A 17,678-nucleotide genomic window follows, 5' to 3' on the forward strand; every position below is an offset into this window, starting at 1 on the left:
CGCCCGCCCCTAAGGTGCGCGAAGCGCCTGGAACGGAAATCAACAGACCCCATTAACAGGCCAAATAAAAAATAACTGCAGGCAAACTCGATTTCATCCAGTTTGTCTACAGTCTGAACGGTCTTATTGAAAGACCGTTCATTTAATCTAATGGATTTATCGCCTGAGTGAGTTAGATAAATCATCCGCTGTTTGGATTGATGACCTCTGAACCCAAGTTATTTCATGCAAAATTTTTATCTTGCTTTTTCAAAGCGGTTTTTAAAATCTTGCCGGTTCCCGATTTCGGCAGTTGATCGATAAAGCTAATATAGTCAGGGACTTTATAATGGACCAGCTTTTCTTTACAGAAATCCTGAAGATCTTTTTCGTTTTGGCTAGTCTTAGTAACGATATATGCGACGATTTTTTCGCCTAATAAAGGGTCCGGCCTGCCAATTACTGCACATTCGACTACCTCCCGATGGGTATACAGAATTTCTTCAATCTCTCTTGGATAGACGTTATAGCCACCACGTATGATTAAGTCTTTTTTACGGTCGACAATAAAAATATATCCGTCTTCATCCTGGTACGCAAGATCCCCGGTGTACAGCCATCCGTTCTTAATCGTATTTTCCGTTTCCTGCGGTTTTTTATAATAGCCTTTCATGGCGTTTGGCCCTCTAAAAACAATTTCGCCAACCGCTTTTGGCGGTATCGTGTTTCCTTCCGGGTCGATGATCTTTAAGTCTACACCTGGAAGGGGCAAACCGACGGAGCCATGTTTTTTCTCCGCGCTTGCGGGGGTTGCGGTTAACATGACCGTACTCTCGGTCATCCCATATCCTTCTGCTATCTCCACACCCATTAAACGGTTTGCCTTCTCGATAATTTCGACCGGAATACTCGCTCCTCCTGAGCCGGCAATCCGCAGATTTGAAAAATCCAATTCTGTGATATTGGGAGATTGAACGAACATCGCATACATGGTTGGGACACCTAGAAACACAGTAATCTTGTGACTAGCGATTGAGTCCAAAATCGAAACAGGTTCAAACCGCTCCTCCAAATAAATCGTCGCCCCGTGAGAGATCGGTGAAAGAAACCCTTGAAGCTTTGCATAGGCATGGAATAACGGTAATACACACAAAATTCGATCCCCTGGTTTTATCTCACTAAAAACCGCGGACGTAATTGCCATCCAATTTAAGTTAGAGTGGCTAATCATCGCACCTTTCGGATTGCCTGTTGTCCCAGAAGTATAAATAATCTGGGCCGTGTCCATTGATTTGCGTTGTACAGGCTGCGAGCTTGGGGAGTGCTGCAACAACTCTTTCCAGTTCAAATATCCAGAAAGCTCTTGGTCTCCATAATAAATAATCTCTTTTATACTTTGAAACTGATGTCTTACATTTTCGATAACCTGGCGTGACAATTCTTCGATAATCAGGAATTCAGATTCCGAGTCATTCAGGATATACGTTACTTCTTGTTCTTTAAATAATGGATTGATAGGAACCACCGTGGCTCCGTTTGCCAGTAGTGCGAAATAGGTAATGATATACTCTGGTCGGTTGGACATCATGAGAGCGACATTTGTACTCTCTTTTACGCCGAGACTTCGCAGAGCCGCGGCTGCTTGAAAAACCTTTTGATGTAATTCCTTATATGTTAAAATCTCATTCTTAAAATGTATGGCTGGGTTATCTGGTAAACGTTCCACTGTTGATGATAACAATTCAACAATATTCATAATCCATAACCTCCACTGTTTTATAAGAACCTGTTTTAACTGAATTGCTTAATGATCTATAGTCCGAGATTCTTCGCAATGATTACCTTCATGATTTCGTTCGAACCTGCGAAGATGGTTGTGACCGGAATATCCCGGTACCGGCGGGCAATCTTATACTCTTCCATATACCCGTAACCGCCATGAAGCTGCATGCATTTTCCGGACGCTCTTTTAGCCATTTCAGTGATCCAATATTTTGCCATCGATACTTCGGTGACGATATCTTTTCCTTGTATATGTTTTACGATAAGGTCATCTACAAAAGTCCGCCCAAGCTGGATTTCCGTTGCCATTTCCGCAATCACAAACTGGGTATTTTGAAATTGGCTTATTTTTCTTCCAAACGCCTCCCGTTCTTTTATGTAGGCAAGCGTTAAAAATAGCATATCTTCGGCGGACAATTGGGCACCGATAGCGCAAAGAAGTCGCTCTTGCTGCAGCTTTTGCATTAGATAAAAGAATCCCATTCCTTCTTCCCCAATTAAGTTTTCCGTCGGGACGATCGCATTCTCGAAAAACAATTCGGCTGTATCGGATGCATGCTGGCCGATTTTTTCAAGTTTTTTCCCACGTGAAAAACCGGGCGTATCCTTTTCAATCAAAAATAGGCTGATCCCTTTATGGGCAGGTTTTGCATGTAGATCTGTCTTTGCGGCAACGATAATAAAGTCAGCCTGGTAGCCATTCGTAATAAACGTTTTGGTACCATTTATTATATATTGGCCATCCTTTTTTTCCGCTGTCGCTTGAATATTCGCCAGGTCAGATCCGGCCCCGGGTTCGGTCATGGCGATAGCCGAGATCATTTCACCGGTTAAAAATAATGGAAGATATTTTTCTTTTTGTGCCTCTGTCCCAAATGAATCGATATAAGGAGCAACAATGTCGCAATGCAGGGAGATTCCTCCCAAACCTGCACCAACCCGGCCCAGTTCCTCCGCAAGTATGACGGAAAAACCAAAATCCGCTCCTAGCCCTCCATACTGTTCATCAATCCATGGACATAAGAAGCCATTATCTCCAACCTTTTTCCAAAACGATCGTGGTACCAGCCCGTCTTTCTCCCATTGGTCGAAAAAAGGAACAGCTTCCTTTTCGAGAAATTTACGTAAAGATTGCTGAAATAAGACATGATCCTCATTTAAAAAAGGACGTGAGTTTTTTTGAGATTGGATAGTTAGGGCTTCAGCCATTTTTCATCCTCCCAGTTTTCATTTTAGCTTTTATGATGGAAGTTCTTGCAGAGAAGTATTTTTGAAAGCGGTTACAAAATTTTAAATGTGGCAAATTTAGTGTTGGAGTATCGCCAGGCATGTTATGAAAATAATTTCTCCTTCCCTCCCTTTATATGATTATGCCTGCACTCTATCATTTCACTTTCTACATTTATTAGTAATATCCTCTTATTTTCGGCTAGTAGTTAAAACTGTGTTTAGGTCCAAGTCCTGAAATGATGAAAACTTCTGACTTATGATAAACTAACATTAGAAATGTACAGGAGGAGAGATCATGACAAAATTCATTGGCTACGTTGGAACGTATACCAAAGGCGACAGCAAAGGCATTTATACCTTCACCCTCGATACAGATAACGAAAAGTTAAGCGGGACAACATTGGCCGCGGAACTGGAAAACCCTACATACGTAACTGTCAGCAACGACAATAAAAACTTGTTTGCAGTAGCCAAACAAAGAGAATTCGGCGGAGCGGCAGCTTTTTCAATCGATACTACTACTGGAGAGCTATCTCTCACAAACACGCAAGTATCAGCCGGAGCATCCCCTTGCCATGTAAGCGTTGATAGCGAAAAGGCTACTGTTGTAACAGCGAATTATCATAAAGGAACCGTTGAATCTTTTCGCATTGAGGACAAGGAAGGTTCACTCAGCCCTGTTATGTCCGTTATCCAACATGTGGGCACAGGACCGAATAAAGAAAGGCAAGAAAAGCCGCATGTACATTATGCTGGCTTTACCCCTGATGAAAGATATGTCGCGGTTGTGGATTTAGGCATCGACAAGCTGATTACATATAAACACGATAACGGTCAATTAACCGAAGTTCATTCACTCGAGGTCAAAGCCGGAAGCGGACCGAGGCATCTCGTTTTTCATCCAAACGGAAAATATGCCTATATCATGACAGAGCTTAGCAACGAAGTGATTGGTTTAACATACAATTCAGAAGACGGCAGCTTTACTGAACTTCAATATATCTCTACCATTCCTGAAGATTTTACAGAGAATAACCAGGGCAGTGCTATTCACATTTCTTTAGACGGAAAATTTGTCTACGCCGGTAATCGTGGCCATGACAGCATTGCACTATTTTCAGTAAATGAAGAGACTGGTGAACTGTCTTTTGTTGAACATACTTCTACCGAAGGGAATTGGCCGCGTGATTTCGTGTTGGATCCATCCGGGAAATTTGTTGTAGCAACCAACCAGGAATCTCATAACCTCGTCCTGTACTCGAGAGATGAAGCAACAGGGAAACTTACCTTGCTTCAATCAGATGTACACGTGCCTTATCCAGTTTGCGTTAAGTTTTTGAATGTTTAATTTTTCATCATTTCCATAAAATAATCGTATCTTGGATGAGCAGTTTCATTGCTCATCCTTTTTTTAACCGATATAATTTGGTCAACTTGCTTGAAAAGCGGAAGCGCCCTCCAAGTGTGGAACATCGACTAAAATCTGCCACATCATGTGGCAAACGTCGATGCCAGCCCATCCTGGGCAAGTCCGACAGATATGAGACGAACCGCGAGGAGGCAGTTCCTCAGCCACCACAGTGGTTTGACTTATGACCCGAGGGGCTGGCGCTGGCCGACTAAGATCGCCACATCGTGTGGCGACGTCGGCACTTGTACGTCCTGTACGTCGTAGCTCGACTTCAGTCAAAGTTTATAAAATTAAGCTTATTTTAATACAAAGTAATTGGAAAGTATTAATTGATTCTCCCTTTCATCATCAAAAAATAATCTAACAGAAAGAAGTTGGAAGTATGTCCAGTGAAAATTCAAAGCAATTAACTGATATCAAATTTTCCGTGCTCGATCTCGCTCCTGTTGTAGTCGGCGGCAGTGTATCTGAATCTTTGCAGAATACGCTCAATCTTGCTCAGCATGTTGAAAAATGGGGCTATACCCGTTTCTGGCTCGCTGAACATCATAACATGACCGGGATTGCAAGCTCTGCCACTTCCGTAGTGATTGGCCATGTGGGCGCAGGCACCTCGAAAATCCGTATAGGCTCCGGCGGCATCATGTTGCCGAATCATGCCCCGCTTGTCATTGCCGAGCAATTCGGTACTTTGGAGTCGCTATTTCCTGGGCGTGTCGATCTGGGCCTCGGTCGCGCACCGGGTACCGATCAACTGACAGCCTATGCTCTTCGCCGTGATAAAACGAGTAATGGAGAGGATTTCCCTGAACAATTAGAAGAATTACGCTCCTACTTCAAACCAGCCCTAGCTTCGAATAGGCATGTCAGGGCGGTTCCGGGTGAAGGTTTGAATATTCCTATCTGGCTGCTGGGTTCAAGCGGTTTTAGCGCACAATTAGCGGGGCAGCTTGGCCTTCCGTTTTCTTTCGCGAGCCACTTTTCACCGAATAATACATTAGGTGCGTTGAAATTGTACCGGAACAATTTTCGCCCTTCTGAATTTCTTGACAAGCCGTACGCGATGGTTGGGGTAAACGTAATTGCAGCGGATAGTGAAGAAAAAGCAAAACGCCTTGCTACTTCCATGCAGCAACAATTCTTGGACCTGATCCGCAATACTCCAGGGCAAATCAAACCGCCGGTTGACAGCATGGATGAACTTTGGACACCTTATGAAGAAGCTGCTCTCGAACAACAGCTGGGTTCGTCCATTATCGGCGGTCCGGAAACGGTAAAAGAAAAATTACAAGCATTTTTAGATGAAACGCAAGCCGACGAAATGATTATTAACGCTTCGATCTTTGACCATTTTGATCGCTTGCGATCCTTTGAAATCATTTCAGAAATTACTGGTATGAAAACAGTCTCTTCTAAGTAACGAATAAGAAGGATAATTGATTTAACATACGACCCTTCTTCTTCTGGATAATTCTGGTCATTCATCCACTTTTTAATAATGAATAAGTAGTTTTTATTGTTAAAAAGCGGGAATACTAAGAATGTAAGGCAATACAACATGAAGGGACTGGTTAAATTGGAAGATCTAACAGCGACTTCAAGATTCGTATTGACTAAGGTACATTCAAGATTTGTCAGACTGACGAAAGGGACATTGGTGACAAACCGATGGACGTAGCGTTAGGGCCTGAACTCAGGCATCTAAATATCAGCTAAAGTCAATACCAATGAGGAGGGACTGGAAAACATGAGTTTTACAGCGACTTCAAAACGTGTATTGAGCACCTCTCATTCGAAGAAGAAATATGTTTGGATAACAAAAGGAAGTCTGGTAGATAACCGTTATATTTGGAGAACAGGACGCAGTTCCGATGGTTATTCATCAGAAATGTATTTTTAATTGAAAATGGAAAGCTCATACCTAAATGGTATGGGCTTTTCTTTATGTAAAAGTCTTCCCTCCTTTATGTTGTGCTTTAAATTATTGATGACCAAACACAGACAAATGAGTAGGTACATAAGATGGGTTCGTGGATAGAACCATGGAAGATTCATTTTTAAGGAGCGGGTTTTAATGATAAAAATAACGTTGGACGTTGCAAAAAAACTTTTGAAAGCTGCGGAAAGGCGCGCGCATGAGCTTGGCATTTCTGAGGTGATTTCCATTGTCGATGAAGGCGGAAATTTAATCGCCAGTCACCGGATGGATGATGCGGCGATAGCCAGTATCAATATCTCAAAAAATAAGGCATGGACCGCCGTTTCAATGAAAATGCCAACTTTAAAATTAGCTAAACTGTCTGTCCCTAACGCGGAATTGTATGGAATCAACACTACGAACCATGGACGTGTGGTTGTGATTGGCGGTGGAATTCCCCTTATGAAGGATGGAAAGATTGTCGGCGGAGTCGGCGTCAGCGGTGACACGGTTGCCAACGACTTAGAGGTCGCAATGGCCGCAGTTCAAATGTTTGAGAATGTCTACGGACTCACACATTCGCATTATCCTCACCACACTCCACATGACTCACCTTTCTATTAATTTTTTTGGGAGCCACCTATTTTGTTATGTAGGTGTGCTCTTTCCATTTACATAAATATAAGAGTCTCAATTTCATAGAAATTTCCATTAAATTGACGTATATTTATAATAAACCTTACATGAGGAGACTGCTTATGAAGAATAGGACGCTAGTCATTTCCCATAATATTGATCAAAACTTTATCAATCAAATAAAGGAAATCATTCCCAAATGGACGATTATAACAGGAAGAGATTCTGAAGTTTGGAACAATCATGTTCAAGATGCCGAAATCATCGCAGGCTGGAAAAAAGGGATGAAAGACAAGCTGGATGGTCAATCCTCGCTTCGATGGCTGCAAACATGGAGTGCCGGGATCGACTCTTTGCCACTGGAAACATTAGAGTCCAGGAATGTGATACTGACCAGTGCAAACGGAGTCCATGCCTTCCCCATCTCAGAAACAATCTTTGGGTTAATGCTTGCATGGACGAGGAAGATCCATACATATGTAAGGAATCAAAGCTCAAAAATCTGGCATAATGCTAGCATGAAGCTGGAGATTCACGGGAAGACAATCGGGATCATTGGTGTAGGAGTGATAGGCAAGGAAACGGCCAAAATCGCAAAAGCCTTTGGGATGACTGTATTAGGCATCAGGAATTCTGGCATGCCTGAAGAATTCGTCGATGAAATGTCCACCGGGAAAGAACTTCATTCCATACTTCCCCGGTGTGATTATGTCGTGGTAACTCTCCCACATACAAAACAAACCCATCATTTATTCGGGTCGGAAGAATTTAAAAAAATGAAAAAAACAGCCTTTTTTATCAATATTGGCCGTGGAGAAACAGTCGTGGAAAAAGAGCTCATTGATGCGTTAAAGAACGGGGAGATCGCAGGGGCAGGCCTTGATGTCTTTGAAAAAGAGCCATTGACGGAAGAAAGCCCGTTATGGGAGCTCGATAATGTGATCATCACCCCTCATACCGCCGGCTCCACCGAGTATTATGACCAAAGGGTACTCGAAAACATATTCATACCGAACCTGAAAGACTATCTTCAAGGAAACAAACCTTCCGTTAACCTGGTCGATTATACAAAGGGATACTAAGGTAAAGTTGTCCAGGAGAGGGCAGATTCTATTGCTGAATCCGCCCTCTTCTTATTATTGGACAACTTCAATAATCTTAGCTATATCTTTCCTCTTTAAAAGGATTCGCTGACATAGAATAACCAAGCTGTTCCCAAAAGCCGGCTACGTTAACGTTCATAAAGCGAATGCCCGAGACCCACTTCGTCCCTTTCCATAAATAAAAAGATGCTGGCGGAATAAATCGTAGAGGATAACCATGCTTTGGCGATAGATCTTGCCAGTCATGGGTTTGGTCCTTCCAGCGATATGCAAACAAAGCGTCGTCACCTAGAAGGTCTTTCAGCGGTAAGTTGGCGTTATATCCAAACCGGTCTCCCTCATAGTATCCATAAATTTGTACATGGGTAACATCCTCATTCAGATCCACTAGCTTCAGCATCTCCTTTAGAGCGACCCCTTCAAATGTCGTATCAAACTTTGACCAGGACGTAACGCAATGCATATCGACTGTAGAAATCGTCTTCGGCAGGCTCATCACCTCAGCAAAAGATAAAGTGACCTCATTTTTCACAGCTCCGAACAATCTGAAATTCCATGTTTCTTCGTTAAATTTATAAACATCCCCCTGATGCAGGATCGGCCATTTTTCCGTTTCGAATTGACCAGGAGGCAGTTGTTTTCCCAAGGTGTATCATCCTTTCAAAGCATAAATTAGTATGCCTTCATGATATCGATTAAACATAGTCGGCGCAAGGAAGTACATTTATTCGAGAGTTCCTGCCCCCAGTTAAATTTCAATCGAGAACTTATCCTGAATCTCTTTCTTTCCATGAGGAGTTATGATCAAAGCTCTTGAATTAACCGAACGTGAAATCCACTGAAGTTCCAGGAACCTCTCTAGTAGAGCGTTCCCAAGTGCTCCCGCTAAATGATGACGCCTTTCACTCCAGTCGAGGCATTTATGGCAAAAAGATCTCCTTTTCTTTATAACATCTTCAATTTTTATTTGAAAATCATTTAAGAAATGCTCCCCTTCGATTGAAAGCACAAATTCATTTTCACTTTGTTTTATCACGTTCTTTTTAATCAATGAATCGGTTATCTTGACGCCTAAATTACCGGCGATATGATCATAGCAGGTTCTTGCGATTCGTATGGCGTTATCTTCTCTAGATTGTCTGAGTGATTTGATTTCGACAGGAGGTGCGATAGCAAGCAGATATTCCATGATCTGGGCCACTTCTTGATTCTGAATTCCAAAATAGCGATGTCTTCCCTGACCTTCCACAGCTATTATGTTACCCTCCACTAATTTAGAAAGATGATAACTAATGGTTTGAGGTGTGATACCGATCATGAAAGACAATTCACTCGCTGTATGAAATCTTCCATCCATTAACACAGTTAAGATAGCGGAGCGTGAATACTCGCTTATAAGGGCAGCTATGTTTGCCACATTTTGATTGATGCTCAAATTGAATCCCTCCAATTGTAATCCATATTTCGATGATAGTTGAAATAATTTGGAAGTACAATGTTTTTAAAGAAATTATTACGAGGAGAGATTGTAGTGAAAAGAAAGACGTTCAATCACAATTCAAGGATTATCGAACCTAAGATTTTATATTATGGAACACCGGTGGTCTTACTTACTACCCTTAATGAAGATGGTTCTACTAATATTAGCCCTATATCGTCGTCCTGGGCTCTGGGTGATTGTATCATACTAGGAATAGGGATTGGCGGGAAAGCATTTGACAATTTAAAGCGAACTACTGAATGTGTCATTAATGTCCCTAATAAAGATTTGTGGGCAAACGTAGAAAAATTAGCTCCTTACACCGGAAAAGAAGACGTGCCTGATTATAAAAAAGATTTGGGCTTTACCTTTCAAAGGGAAAAGTACACCGTGAGCGGACTAACTCCCCTGTCAGCAGAAAAAGTTCAACCAGACCGAATCGATGAATGCCCGATTCAAATTGAAGCTACCGTTAAAAATCTAACTGTTCCAGGGCACTCGCCTTATTTTGCCATTGTGGAAACCAAGTCCCTACTCGTACACGCCCATGAAAATATCCTTATGGATGACAAACATATTGATCCGAATAAGTGGAATCCTCTTATCTACAGTTTCCGCCATTATTTTGGATTAGGACAAGAACTGGGGAAAACGTTTCGTGCACAGTGAAACAAGTAATACTCAGGTTTCCAAAAACTTTCCTCATCTTGATGGTACCTTGTCCTTACTTGTCTTTTGCTTCATACCAAGGAATAGTCGGTCTGGTCGCTGGATACCCATATTGTTCCCGGTACGCTTTCCTTTCAACAGTAAAATGCCACCAACTTTTATCACTGCCTGGATGGTTAGCGTGGTGAACGACACAACGCAATGAGTCTTCTACGCATGGGTCTTCCCAGTGACCGATTTTCGCTTCCAACCGATTAAGTAGTTCCGCCCCTTCCTCGCCTTTGATCTCTTCAAGAGAATAATAGCCAAGCTCAATGACCATTTGAGCTAACTTTGGACCGATTGAATGGATTGCTTGAAATTGCGCCAGAGCTTGAAGGTATCTAGCTCGTTCTGTCGATTGCAAACATCGGGATAGTTCAGATAAATCCATATCCTTTATTCGACTCAATTTTATTTTGAAAGATCTTAATTTTTATCTTTCTTCCGCTGTTAAAGGAAGTTTGGGAGTAGTCGTCTTTATGAGTGTTTTACTCGCTTTCTTGTAGAGATGATTTTCATCGTTTTGTTGCGAAGTTATCCGATTTTGTTGCAGGTTTCCCCTGTTTTGTTGCGGGAAATCTGATTTTGTTGCGAGTCCTCAAAAAAAAGGACGCCGGCACAATCCCCATCAAGCTGCAACCAAATTTCTCTCTTTCCCGGCACTTCTAACTTGCCAATTCTGCTATCAATACAGGAAGCCAATCTTTTAATTCCTTAAACTGAAATCCGGCCTTTTTGGCTTGGTCATTAGCGATAACCCATGAAGTCGGCAGATTATAGGGGGATTCGTTGTCCTCGGTTATATTTTCGGTTACGATTGCTGTATTTCCCGTTTTCTCTTCAATAAGTGCCATGAGCTCCTTCAATTCAATAGAACCATTTGAACATGCGTTAACCGGGGAATTAAAAGGGTTCTCCCCGGCAAAAGCTAAAAATGCCGCTGCCTCTTCAGATGAAATGAACGAAATAGATGATTTACAATTGCTTAAGCCAATCTCTTGTCCTTCCTTGACTTTTCTCACATGAAACAGCAGGCGTTCTGTATAATCATCCACTCCTAATACAATGGGAAAGCGGACTGCTGTAACTGGAAAAGGCGATTTTTGATAGAAAAAAGCTTCTGCAAGCCGTTTGCCCTCATCATAGGTGAATTGATTCCGGTCTCCCGTACTTACAGGATAAGAGTATGGATTGAAATCCGCTTCATCAAGAATTGTTTCAGACATTTTATAGACCGATTGTGAGGAGGTGAAAACATAATGACCGACTCTATCCTTGAAAACCTCACAAGCATTTTTGGCATCACCAGGGGAATAGCCTATTTGATCATACACGATGTCCCATTCGTCACTGCCGGCTGCTGCTTTAAGAGAGTCCCGGTTGAACCGATCAAGCTCCAGCCGGTTCACATGAATTCCAAATGGGTCAGCTGTTTTCCCCCTCGTACCAATGGTGACATCCGCACCTTTCTCAATCAATGATTCAACAAGTCTTTTTCCGAAAAAACGTGTACCGCCAAGCACAAGCACCTTCATACCCCAATCCCCTTCCAATTGAATGATTTTCATCCTCGAAGAAACGCTCTTTTCATTATCTATTTTGACACCATTATCGTTCTTTCCTTCTTTTCGCTTTTAAAAACAAGGAGACTGGCCACCCAATTATGTGTCACCATGGACAGGTACCTGACCTTTGGGGTGTACTTTTTCATATAGTTATTAGTGAGAGAAGTTTTAAAGCAAAGGAGGTTTTTAATTTGTTTTCCAGAAGACCGCAACCGCCACCACAAAGACCCAGGCCCGCTTTTTTCTCACTAGGGCCTTCACGTCGTGCACCGGTGAAACAAGAGAAATCAGGGATTATGTCAAATTTCCGCAATGAGGATGGAAATATCGATTATATGAAAATAGCAGGGACCGCTCAAAACGCCAAAAGAATGTATGATCAAGTAAAACCTTTTGTCGGACCCTATGTGATTCCGCTCATCACAAGGTTTATTAAGTAGTGGGTCCACAGCTAGAATAAAATCAGTTCCGGGGCATCCTCGTTCTTCCGCCTTGCCCTTTCATTAGGAGATTTTTCTATTTTTTACATTAGCCCGGACAAATTTCAAGGTTGTTCATATTCTGTATTAGCAAGCCAGAAAGGGGTGGATTGAATGTCTGATTACAAAAACGGCGGAAGTGCTTTCGCGTTAATCGTTGTGTTGTTTATCCTTCTCATCATCGTTGGAGCAGCTTACGTTTACTAATCCGATTAAATAAACGAGCTTCATCGTAAAATGTTTTAGAAAGGGTGTATTCCTGGGATTGACCGGGAATACACCCTTTTGCCTATCCGCTTATCTTTTTGCTCATAACAATCCTGGTTTCGCTAAATCCAAGCTGGTGGTACAGCTCCATGGCTTCATTTCCCTGATACACAGCAAGCCTGATTTCTTGAAGACCTTGCGCGTTTAGATCTTGGATACATGCTTCCATCAATCTCTTTGCGTAGCCTTTTTTTCTATACACTTTAAGTGTGTATAGTTCATAGATAAAACCTGATTGCAGATCCGTCATACTGTCGTTCTGAGTTCCATACAGAATCCATCCCGCCAGTTGACCCGACTCCTTCACGACCAGGAGTTTCCCATTACTGCTGAGCACTTTCTCCATCATGGCTTTCGCCTTTTCTTCTCCGCCCTTAAAATAGCCCAGCGTTCCTTCTGTAAGGGCTCGTTCCGTATATGGATGTACTTGTTTTAAATCAGTTTTTGAAGCCTGCACGATTTCCATAAAATCCTCCCTTAATTTCCATGAATAAGAGCTGCAGATAAACAGCCCTTATCCTTATACACTTATCCCTCATAATTAGATTTCTTTAAAAACTGGCTCCTATTTCGGTAAGCAATCAAGCTGGATAAGGCAAGCATTAATGCAGACAAAAAGAAAACAAAACGAACGCCAAATGCATGGGCAACTACACCGATTAATAATGAACCCGCCCCAAATATCCCTGTTCCGATCATACCTAGAGACGTATAAACAGCGGCGAGCTGTTCTCTTGAAATGCTTGTTTGAATAACAGTCTGCTGCGGTATGCTTTTCAATTGCCCAAATAAGCCTATAAAGCTTGACAATAACAATGCCCACAAAGGACTGCTTGTAGTACCAAAAAAGAGTGTCCCTATAAATCCGAACAAAGCGCCAACAAAAATGAAATTGCCCCGATGTTTCTCTATATAGAAAGAATATCTCATGGATAAAACACTTCCTGCTATCAGCCCGACAAAAAATGCTCCGTTAATAAAACCCCACCATTGTTCACCTTCTTGCAGGGCTTCCTCCACAAATACATAAAGAATCGCGGCTATCCAGACAGTGCTGGCCGCGGCTTCAAGAAATTCCATTTGAGCTAATGCTTTAAGCAGTGGTATACCTTTAATCATCTTCCAGCCTACCGTAAATTGAAGCCACTTACCTTCCTGTACGGGTGCATGATGCTCAACACGCTTTAGATGGCTTAGACATAAACTAGCGAAAGCAAATAAACCAAACGTGCACCAAATTAATTGATTCTGTTGGAACACGACCAGCAATAGACTACCGCTCATCCACATGCCCATTTGAATAAGCTGGGTGATCGTTTCTGAAAGGCCATTTGCTTGCAATAACTCATCATCTTCGACGTAATGCGGAATGAGTGTTTGCCTGATCGGATTGGCACAACCATCCAGAAAGGCAACTCCGGCTATCAATAAAAACAAAAAGTGATAATTAGCTGGATGCAACCATGAGGTCATGAATATGGCTAAGACCAATAAGATGATCGTTTTCCCAATTTGAGAGCCCAGTAAAAGCTTCTTCAACTCATATTCCCGGATGAACAGAGGCATTAAAAAACTTGAAACAAACATAGCAGACGTGATGGTAAATGGAACAAAAGCAGCTACTGCAGCAGAAGCTGTCATTTTATAGAGAACGCTTATAATACTGACGACATATAAAACATCGCCAACATTCGCGAACGATTGCCCTAACATTAATAACCGAAAGTTTCGATTTGATTTCACAAACATCCCCCTATTTTGGAAATTCAAATGAATTGGGAAATGTTTTAAATTGGACTTTGGATCATATGAGACTCCTTTTTTAAATTAATGTATAATTCGGGGGATATTGTGCAGACATTCATAGAGTGGCTTTCGCTCATTAGTAAGCCATTGCCACTTTTCGTACAATCTAACTCGTTTTAATTATTGATAAAAGCCAAAGGAGGTCAAGATCGCTACAAAAATAACGGAAGCTAGAGTGCCGGTAAACAATGCGATTAATTGTGTTCTCCTCTCTCTTGTTTCAAACCATAAACTGAATGCCACGATGATAGAGAGCAAGATACCGAAGAATACAGATGCAAACGGGTTTGTAGGAGTTATCCAGTCATACCAATTTAACCAATCCATACGATCACCCTTCTTGTTTTCCATTCATATCCATTTATTATCAGCTTACTTTAATACGGTTTCATCTTCAATGAATATTTAGCTTTTTATGAAATCGTGTCGGTTTGGTTCCTAATAAAAAAGAAAAGCAGCCAACTGCTTTCAGTTAACTGCTACTAAGATTTGCATGGTGTTTTGTGACCAATACAAATTCACCATTCAATATGCTGTTTCGTCGGATTGGGGTCATGTTCAAGAAGATATTGCTGAAGTCCGGCAAGATCGTCGGTGTTAATAAGGTCCACTCCGGCTTTTAACAATTCATTCCAGACAGCTTCGCGGTTCGAAAGCGCCTTATCTGGAGTGGCCCAGAAACGGACAATCTGACCTCGATTATGCGCCTCTTTTACGATGTTATTTAGCTTTTCACGTTCATGTTCAGGCATTTCCCCTATGCCTTGCAATATAAAGTGCTTCGTCCAGTTATCACTGATGACCGGCATAAATTCATTGGGCACATTAGTTCCAAGATCGCTCATGCGCCCATCGAATGTGGCGTAACGAATGTTTTGGTCTTCCATCAGATCACGCGGACGGTTTCCTGAAATAATAACCGTAATCGCGCTTTGCTTCACACCTGACATTGAAAACTTAGTCAGTATCTTTTTGTATTCGGCTAGCTGTTTATGAATTTCTTTATACGTAGCCACATCTTCTGATTTAATGTCGATCCAGAGCAAAAAGTCCTGATTAGTCCCATTGTATACGGAACCTCGGTTTTCATGAACTCTTTCTTTTAATGGATCCAAGTAAAGCGACTTTAAGGTGCGCTCCGGGTTCACGTTTATTTGATCATGGGCAACGAGCAGTTCGCCGTCTTTCAGCCAAACATCAGCCTCCACGCTTGTAAAACCATGTTCCAATGCGTCATAGAGCGGGCGCTCATGCTCATAATCGTTATGAGCGTGAGCTTTTGCGAGTGGTACAATCGACGATTCTTTCTTAAGATGCACGGCTGAGGCTGCCGTGGCTGAAAATTGAATGGCGAACACAGCAACAGTAAGAGACATTATCAACCACCATTTCTTCATCGTTTTTACCTCCTGTCGAATTAACTATTTTTATCCTAACTTATAAATATGATAAAACAACCCTATTAACAGAACGTTAACAAACTCTAAAAAGGTGTTTACATAAAGAAAGCTCTCACATAGTGAGAGCCAGAAAAAAATTTCTTTGTTCTAGTTTCGTAGCAGACGATTGGGGTGTTTGAAAGATCAATCATACTTCGACAATTTCCATTATTGGATGGCCATTCTATTAGCCCTGTTTGCCCAAAAAATCGACGAGAGCTTCGTTAGTTGGAGAAGATGGCATGCCGTCGGGCTTTAATCCGTTTACGATTGCGGTTTCATATGTGTGATTTCCCATACAGATCACTTTGAGACCCTTTATAACCTCTTGTTCACTAAGCCTGGTTGTTTTCAAGCCTTCGATAAACTGCTGTACAGATGCACTGCTAGGGAACACTATGGTATCTAATTTTACTTCTTCCAGCGTGCGTAAGAATATAGGGATGAACTGTTCATCAAGCTGCTTTTGCGAGGTCTGAAACATATCAAATTCTCCATATTGGCTCATAAAATATTGCTCATTACTTTCCACGGTGTTATCGCCAATAATCAGTAAGTTACCGGTACTATTCATTTTATCTACGATTTCCGCTGAAAACCCCCGTTCATTCAAGGCTTTCTTTGATTTAATGGAACTGGTAAATAATTCGGCTTTAATTTTGCGGATATCCATGCTGCGACCAATCAATAGCTCGAAGAATTCCTTTACACTTTCAGGTGAACCGAACAGGATTCTCTCATAGCTGTCTATGCGATCCAAGATCTGTTCTTTTACAGGAGCTGCCTCGCGTTTCCATTTCGGATACTCCATCACATCAGCGCCTTGTTCCCGCAGTTCAGCTGCAAGTGCACTTTCTTCCGTACCTGTCCGTGCCAGTAAAATTTGACGTCCAAACAACGGTTTTTTCTCAAACCAGTTGATTTTCCCGCGAATCGATACGACATCACCAACAAGTGTGATGGCGGGATTGCTGAACTTGGCATCTTTCACTTTTTGAGCAATCGTTGAGAGTGTCCCCTCCAACGTTTTTTGTCTGCCCAATGTTCCCCATTGAATAAGGATTACAGGTGTGTCAAGCGATTTCCCATGCTTTACGAGATTTTCACAAATATGCGGAAGGTTGGCAACACCCATATAGAAGGCAATTGTATCGATGCCTTTTGCCAAAGAAGTCCAGTCTAAATTTGGCTTTCCATCTTTGGATTTATCATGAGCCGTCACAATTGCAAACGATCCGCCATATTCCCTGTGAGTGACCGGGATTCCCGCATACATCGGGGCTGCGATTCCTGATGTGATACCGGGAACCATTTCAAAAGGAATCCCGTTTTCGGCCAAGCCCGCAGCCTCTTCGCCAACACGCCCGAATACACCTGGATCGCCTCCTTTTAAACGAACCACTATTTTCCCTTCCAATGCCTTGGAAATCAGAAGTTCGTTGATTGTCTCTTGTCGGAGAATATGACGGTCGGGAAGCTTACCGCCATAGATAAGTTCACAGTCGTTATTCGCAAATTCCAATAGCTTTGGGTTTACTAATCTATCGTAAAGGATGACTTCCGCGCGGCGGATAGCCTCGAGACCTTTTACAGTGATCAATCCGATATCGCCAGGGCCTGCCCCCACTAGATACACCTTTCCATGCTTCATCTTAACGACTTCCTTCCACGTTTAACATTATCCTGATGTTTTCATATTACCTTAAGAAAAGTGCAGGCACCTTGATTATACCGAACTTCTTATTATTCTTCCTTATTTAAAGGCTCTGTTAAACGATAATGTTGTTTTTGGGAAGGGAATCTTCGAGACTCCTCGAAAATGCATACGCATTTTCTCGTGCGGTGTCTATTCAAGGATGATGAATCAACGTC

Annotated in this window: 19 protein-coding genes; 8 read left to right on the forward strand and 11 right to left on the reverse strand. The window is 42.0% G+C overall.

All coding sequences use genetic code 11. The features are described 5' to 3' along the window. Positions 1 to 223: 223 nt before the first annotated feature. Both D0463_RS15350 and D0463_RS15355 read right to left on the reverse strand, forming a co-directional pair. Positions 224 to 1,735, reverse strand: a complete 1,512-nt coding sequence (locus tag D0463_RS15350; protein WP_117308259.1) for a class I adenylate-forming enzyme family protein — start codon at positions 1,733 to 1,735, stop codon at positions 224 to 226. 56 nt (positions 1,736 to 1,791) lie between these two features. Then, on the reverse strand, positions 1,792 to 2,970 hold the full coding sequence (locus D0463_RS15355; RefSeq protein ID WP_117308260.1) for an acyl-CoA dehydrogenase family protein: 1,179 nt from the start codon (positions 2,968 to 2,970) through the stop codon (positions 1,792 to 1,794). Between the two features lie 316 nt (positions 2,971 to 3,286). Between D0463_RS15355 and D0463_RS15360 the strand changes: the two genes are divergently transcribed. From D0463_RS15360 to D0463_RS15375, 5 genes are all read left to right on the forward strand, one after another. Beyond that, positions 3,287 to 4,339: a lactonase family protein gene (locus tag D0463_RS15360; protein WP_117308261.1), complete on the forward strand. Its 1,053-nt coding sequence runs from the start codon at positions 3,287 to 3,289 to the stop codon at positions 4,337 to 4,339. Between the two features lie 445 nt (positions 4,340 to 4,784). Beyond that, on the forward strand, positions 4,785 to 5,822 hold the full coding sequence (locus tag D0463_RS15365) for an LLM class flavin-dependent oxidoreductase (RefSeq protein ID WP_117308262.1): 1,038 nt from the start codon (positions 4,785 to 4,787) through the stop codon (positions 5,820 to 5,822). 327 nt (positions 5,823 to 6,149) lie between these two features. Further along, a complete protein-coding gene (locus tag D0463_RS19480; RefSeq protein ID WP_160118451.1) occupies positions 6,150 to 6,302 on the forward strand; it encodes a hypothetical protein in 153 nt (50 codons plus the stop codon). A gap of 174 nt (positions 6,303 to 6,476) precedes the next feature. Next, positions 6,477 to 6,944: a GlcG/HbpS family heme-binding protein gene (locus D0463_RS15370; protein ID WP_117308263.1), complete on the forward strand. Its 468-nt coding sequence runs from the start codon at positions 6,477 to 6,479 to the stop codon at positions 6,942 to 6,944. A gap of 134 nt (positions 6,945 to 7,078) precedes the next feature. Next, positions 7,079 to 8,038, forward strand: coding sequence for a D-2-hydroxyacid dehydrogenase (locus D0463_RS15375; protein WP_117308264.1), 960 nt, complete (start codon positions 7,079 to 7,081; stop codon positions 8,036 to 8,038). Positions 8,039 to 8,114: 76 nt separating this feature from the next. Here the strand turns inward: D0463_RS15375 and D0463_RS15380 are convergent, their stop codons facing one another. Both D0463_RS15380 and D0463_RS15385 read right to left on the reverse strand, forming a co-directional pair. Further along, positions 8,115 to 8,705: a molybdopterin-dependent oxidoreductase gene (locus tag D0463_RS15380; RefSeq protein ID WP_117308265.1), complete on the reverse strand. Its 591-nt coding sequence runs from the start codon at positions 8,703 to 8,705 to the stop codon at positions 8,115 to 8,117. Between the two features lie 102 nt (positions 8,706 to 8,807). After that, positions 8,808 to 9,494 (reverse strand): ArsR/SmtB family transcription factor, encoded by a 687-nt coding sequence (locus D0463_RS15385; RefSeq protein WP_117308266.1) that lies wholly within the window; start codon positions 9,492 to 9,494, stop codon positions 8,808 to 8,810. Positions 9,495 to 9,590: 96 nt separating this feature from the next. On the opposite strand from D0463_RS15385, the gene D0463_RS15390 reads away from it, so the two are divergent. Then, positions 9,591 to 10,208, forward strand: coding sequence for a flavin reductase family protein (locus tag D0463_RS15390; protein WP_254052823.1), 618 nt, complete (start codon positions 9,591 to 9,593; stop codon positions 10,206 to 10,208). Positions 10,209 to 10,263: 55 nt separating this feature from the next. Here D0463_RS15390 and D0463_RS15395 read toward each other — a convergent pair whose 3' ends face one another. Both D0463_RS15395 and D0463_RS15400 read right to left on the reverse strand, forming a co-directional pair. Further along, positions 10,264 to 10,641, reverse strand: a complete 378-nt coding sequence (locus D0463_RS15395) for a helix-hairpin-helix domain-containing protein (RefSeq protein WP_117308268.1) — start codon at positions 10,639 to 10,641, stop codon at positions 10,264 to 10,266. A 274-nt stretch (positions 10,642 to 10,915) separates the two neighbouring features. Continuing rightward, the gene (locus tag D0463_RS15400; protein WP_117308269.1) at positions 10,916 to 11,785 is read right to left on the reverse strand and encodes an NAD-dependent epimerase/dehydratase family protein; all 870 of its coding nucleotides are present in this window, start codon (positions 11,783 to 11,785) and stop codon (positions 10,916 to 10,918) included. A 221-nt stretch (positions 11,786 to 12,006) separates the two neighbouring features. Here D0463_RS15400 and D0463_RS15405 point away from each other — a divergent pair, with 221 nt between their 5' ends. Further along, positions 12,007 to 12,255 carry a YppG family protein gene (locus tag D0463_RS15405; protein ID WP_160118452.1) on the forward strand — a complete coding sequence of 83 codons (249 nt, stop codon included), beginning with the start codon at positions 12,007 to 12,009 and terminating at the stop codon, positions 12,253 to 12,255. 153 nt (positions 12,256 to 12,408) lie between these two features. Further along, a complete protein-coding gene (locus D0463_RS15410; RefSeq protein WP_117308271.1) occupies positions 12,409 to 12,501 on the forward strand; it encodes a YjcZ family sporulation protein in 93 nt (30 codons plus the stop codon). 82 nt (positions 12,502 to 12,583) lie between these two features. Here D0463_RS15410 and D0463_RS15415 read toward each other — a convergent pair whose 3' ends face one another. From D0463_RS15415 to cobA, 5 genes are all read right to left on the reverse strand, one after another. Beyond that, the gene (locus tag D0463_RS15415) at positions 12,584 to 13,027 is read right to left on the reverse strand and encodes a GNAT family N-acetyltransferase (RefSeq protein ID WP_117308272.1); all 444 of its coding nucleotides are present in this window, start codon (positions 13,025 to 13,027) and stop codon (positions 12,584 to 12,586) included. Positions 13,028 to 13,089: 62 nt separating this feature from the next. Further along, on the reverse strand, positions 13,090 to 14,304 hold the full coding sequence (locus D0463_RS15420) for an MFS transporter (protein WP_174234338.1): 1,215 nt from the start codon (positions 14,302 to 14,304) through the stop codon (positions 13,090 to 13,092). A gap of 183 nt (positions 14,305 to 14,487) precedes the next feature. Continuing rightward, complete coding sequence (locus D0463_RS15425; RefSeq protein WP_117308274.1) at positions 14,488 to 14,694, reverse strand: hypothetical protein; 207 nt, start codon at positions 14,692 to 14,694, stop codon at positions 14,488 to 14,490. A gap of 191 nt (positions 14,695 to 14,885) precedes the next feature. Next, positions 14,886 to 15,764, reverse strand: coding sequence for a phosphatidylinositol-specific phospholipase C/glycerophosphodiester phosphodiesterase family protein (locus tag D0463_RS15430; protein ID WP_216824907.1), 879 nt, complete (start codon positions 15,762 to 15,764; stop codon positions 14,886 to 14,888). Between the two features lie 229 nt (positions 15,765 to 15,993). Continuing rightward, on the reverse strand, positions 15,994 to 17,457 hold the full coding sequence (gene cobA, locus D0463_RS15435; RefSeq protein ID WP_117308275.1) for a uroporphyrinogen-III C-methyltransferase: 1,464 nt from the start codon (positions 17,455 to 17,457) through the stop codon (positions 15,994 to 15,996). Positions 17,458 to 17,678 lie beyond the last annotated feature (221 nt).

This window comes from Bacillus sp. V59.32b, assembly GCF_003429085.1.
Lineage (GTDB): Bacteria > Bacillota > Bacilli > Bacillales > DSM-1321 > Peribacillus.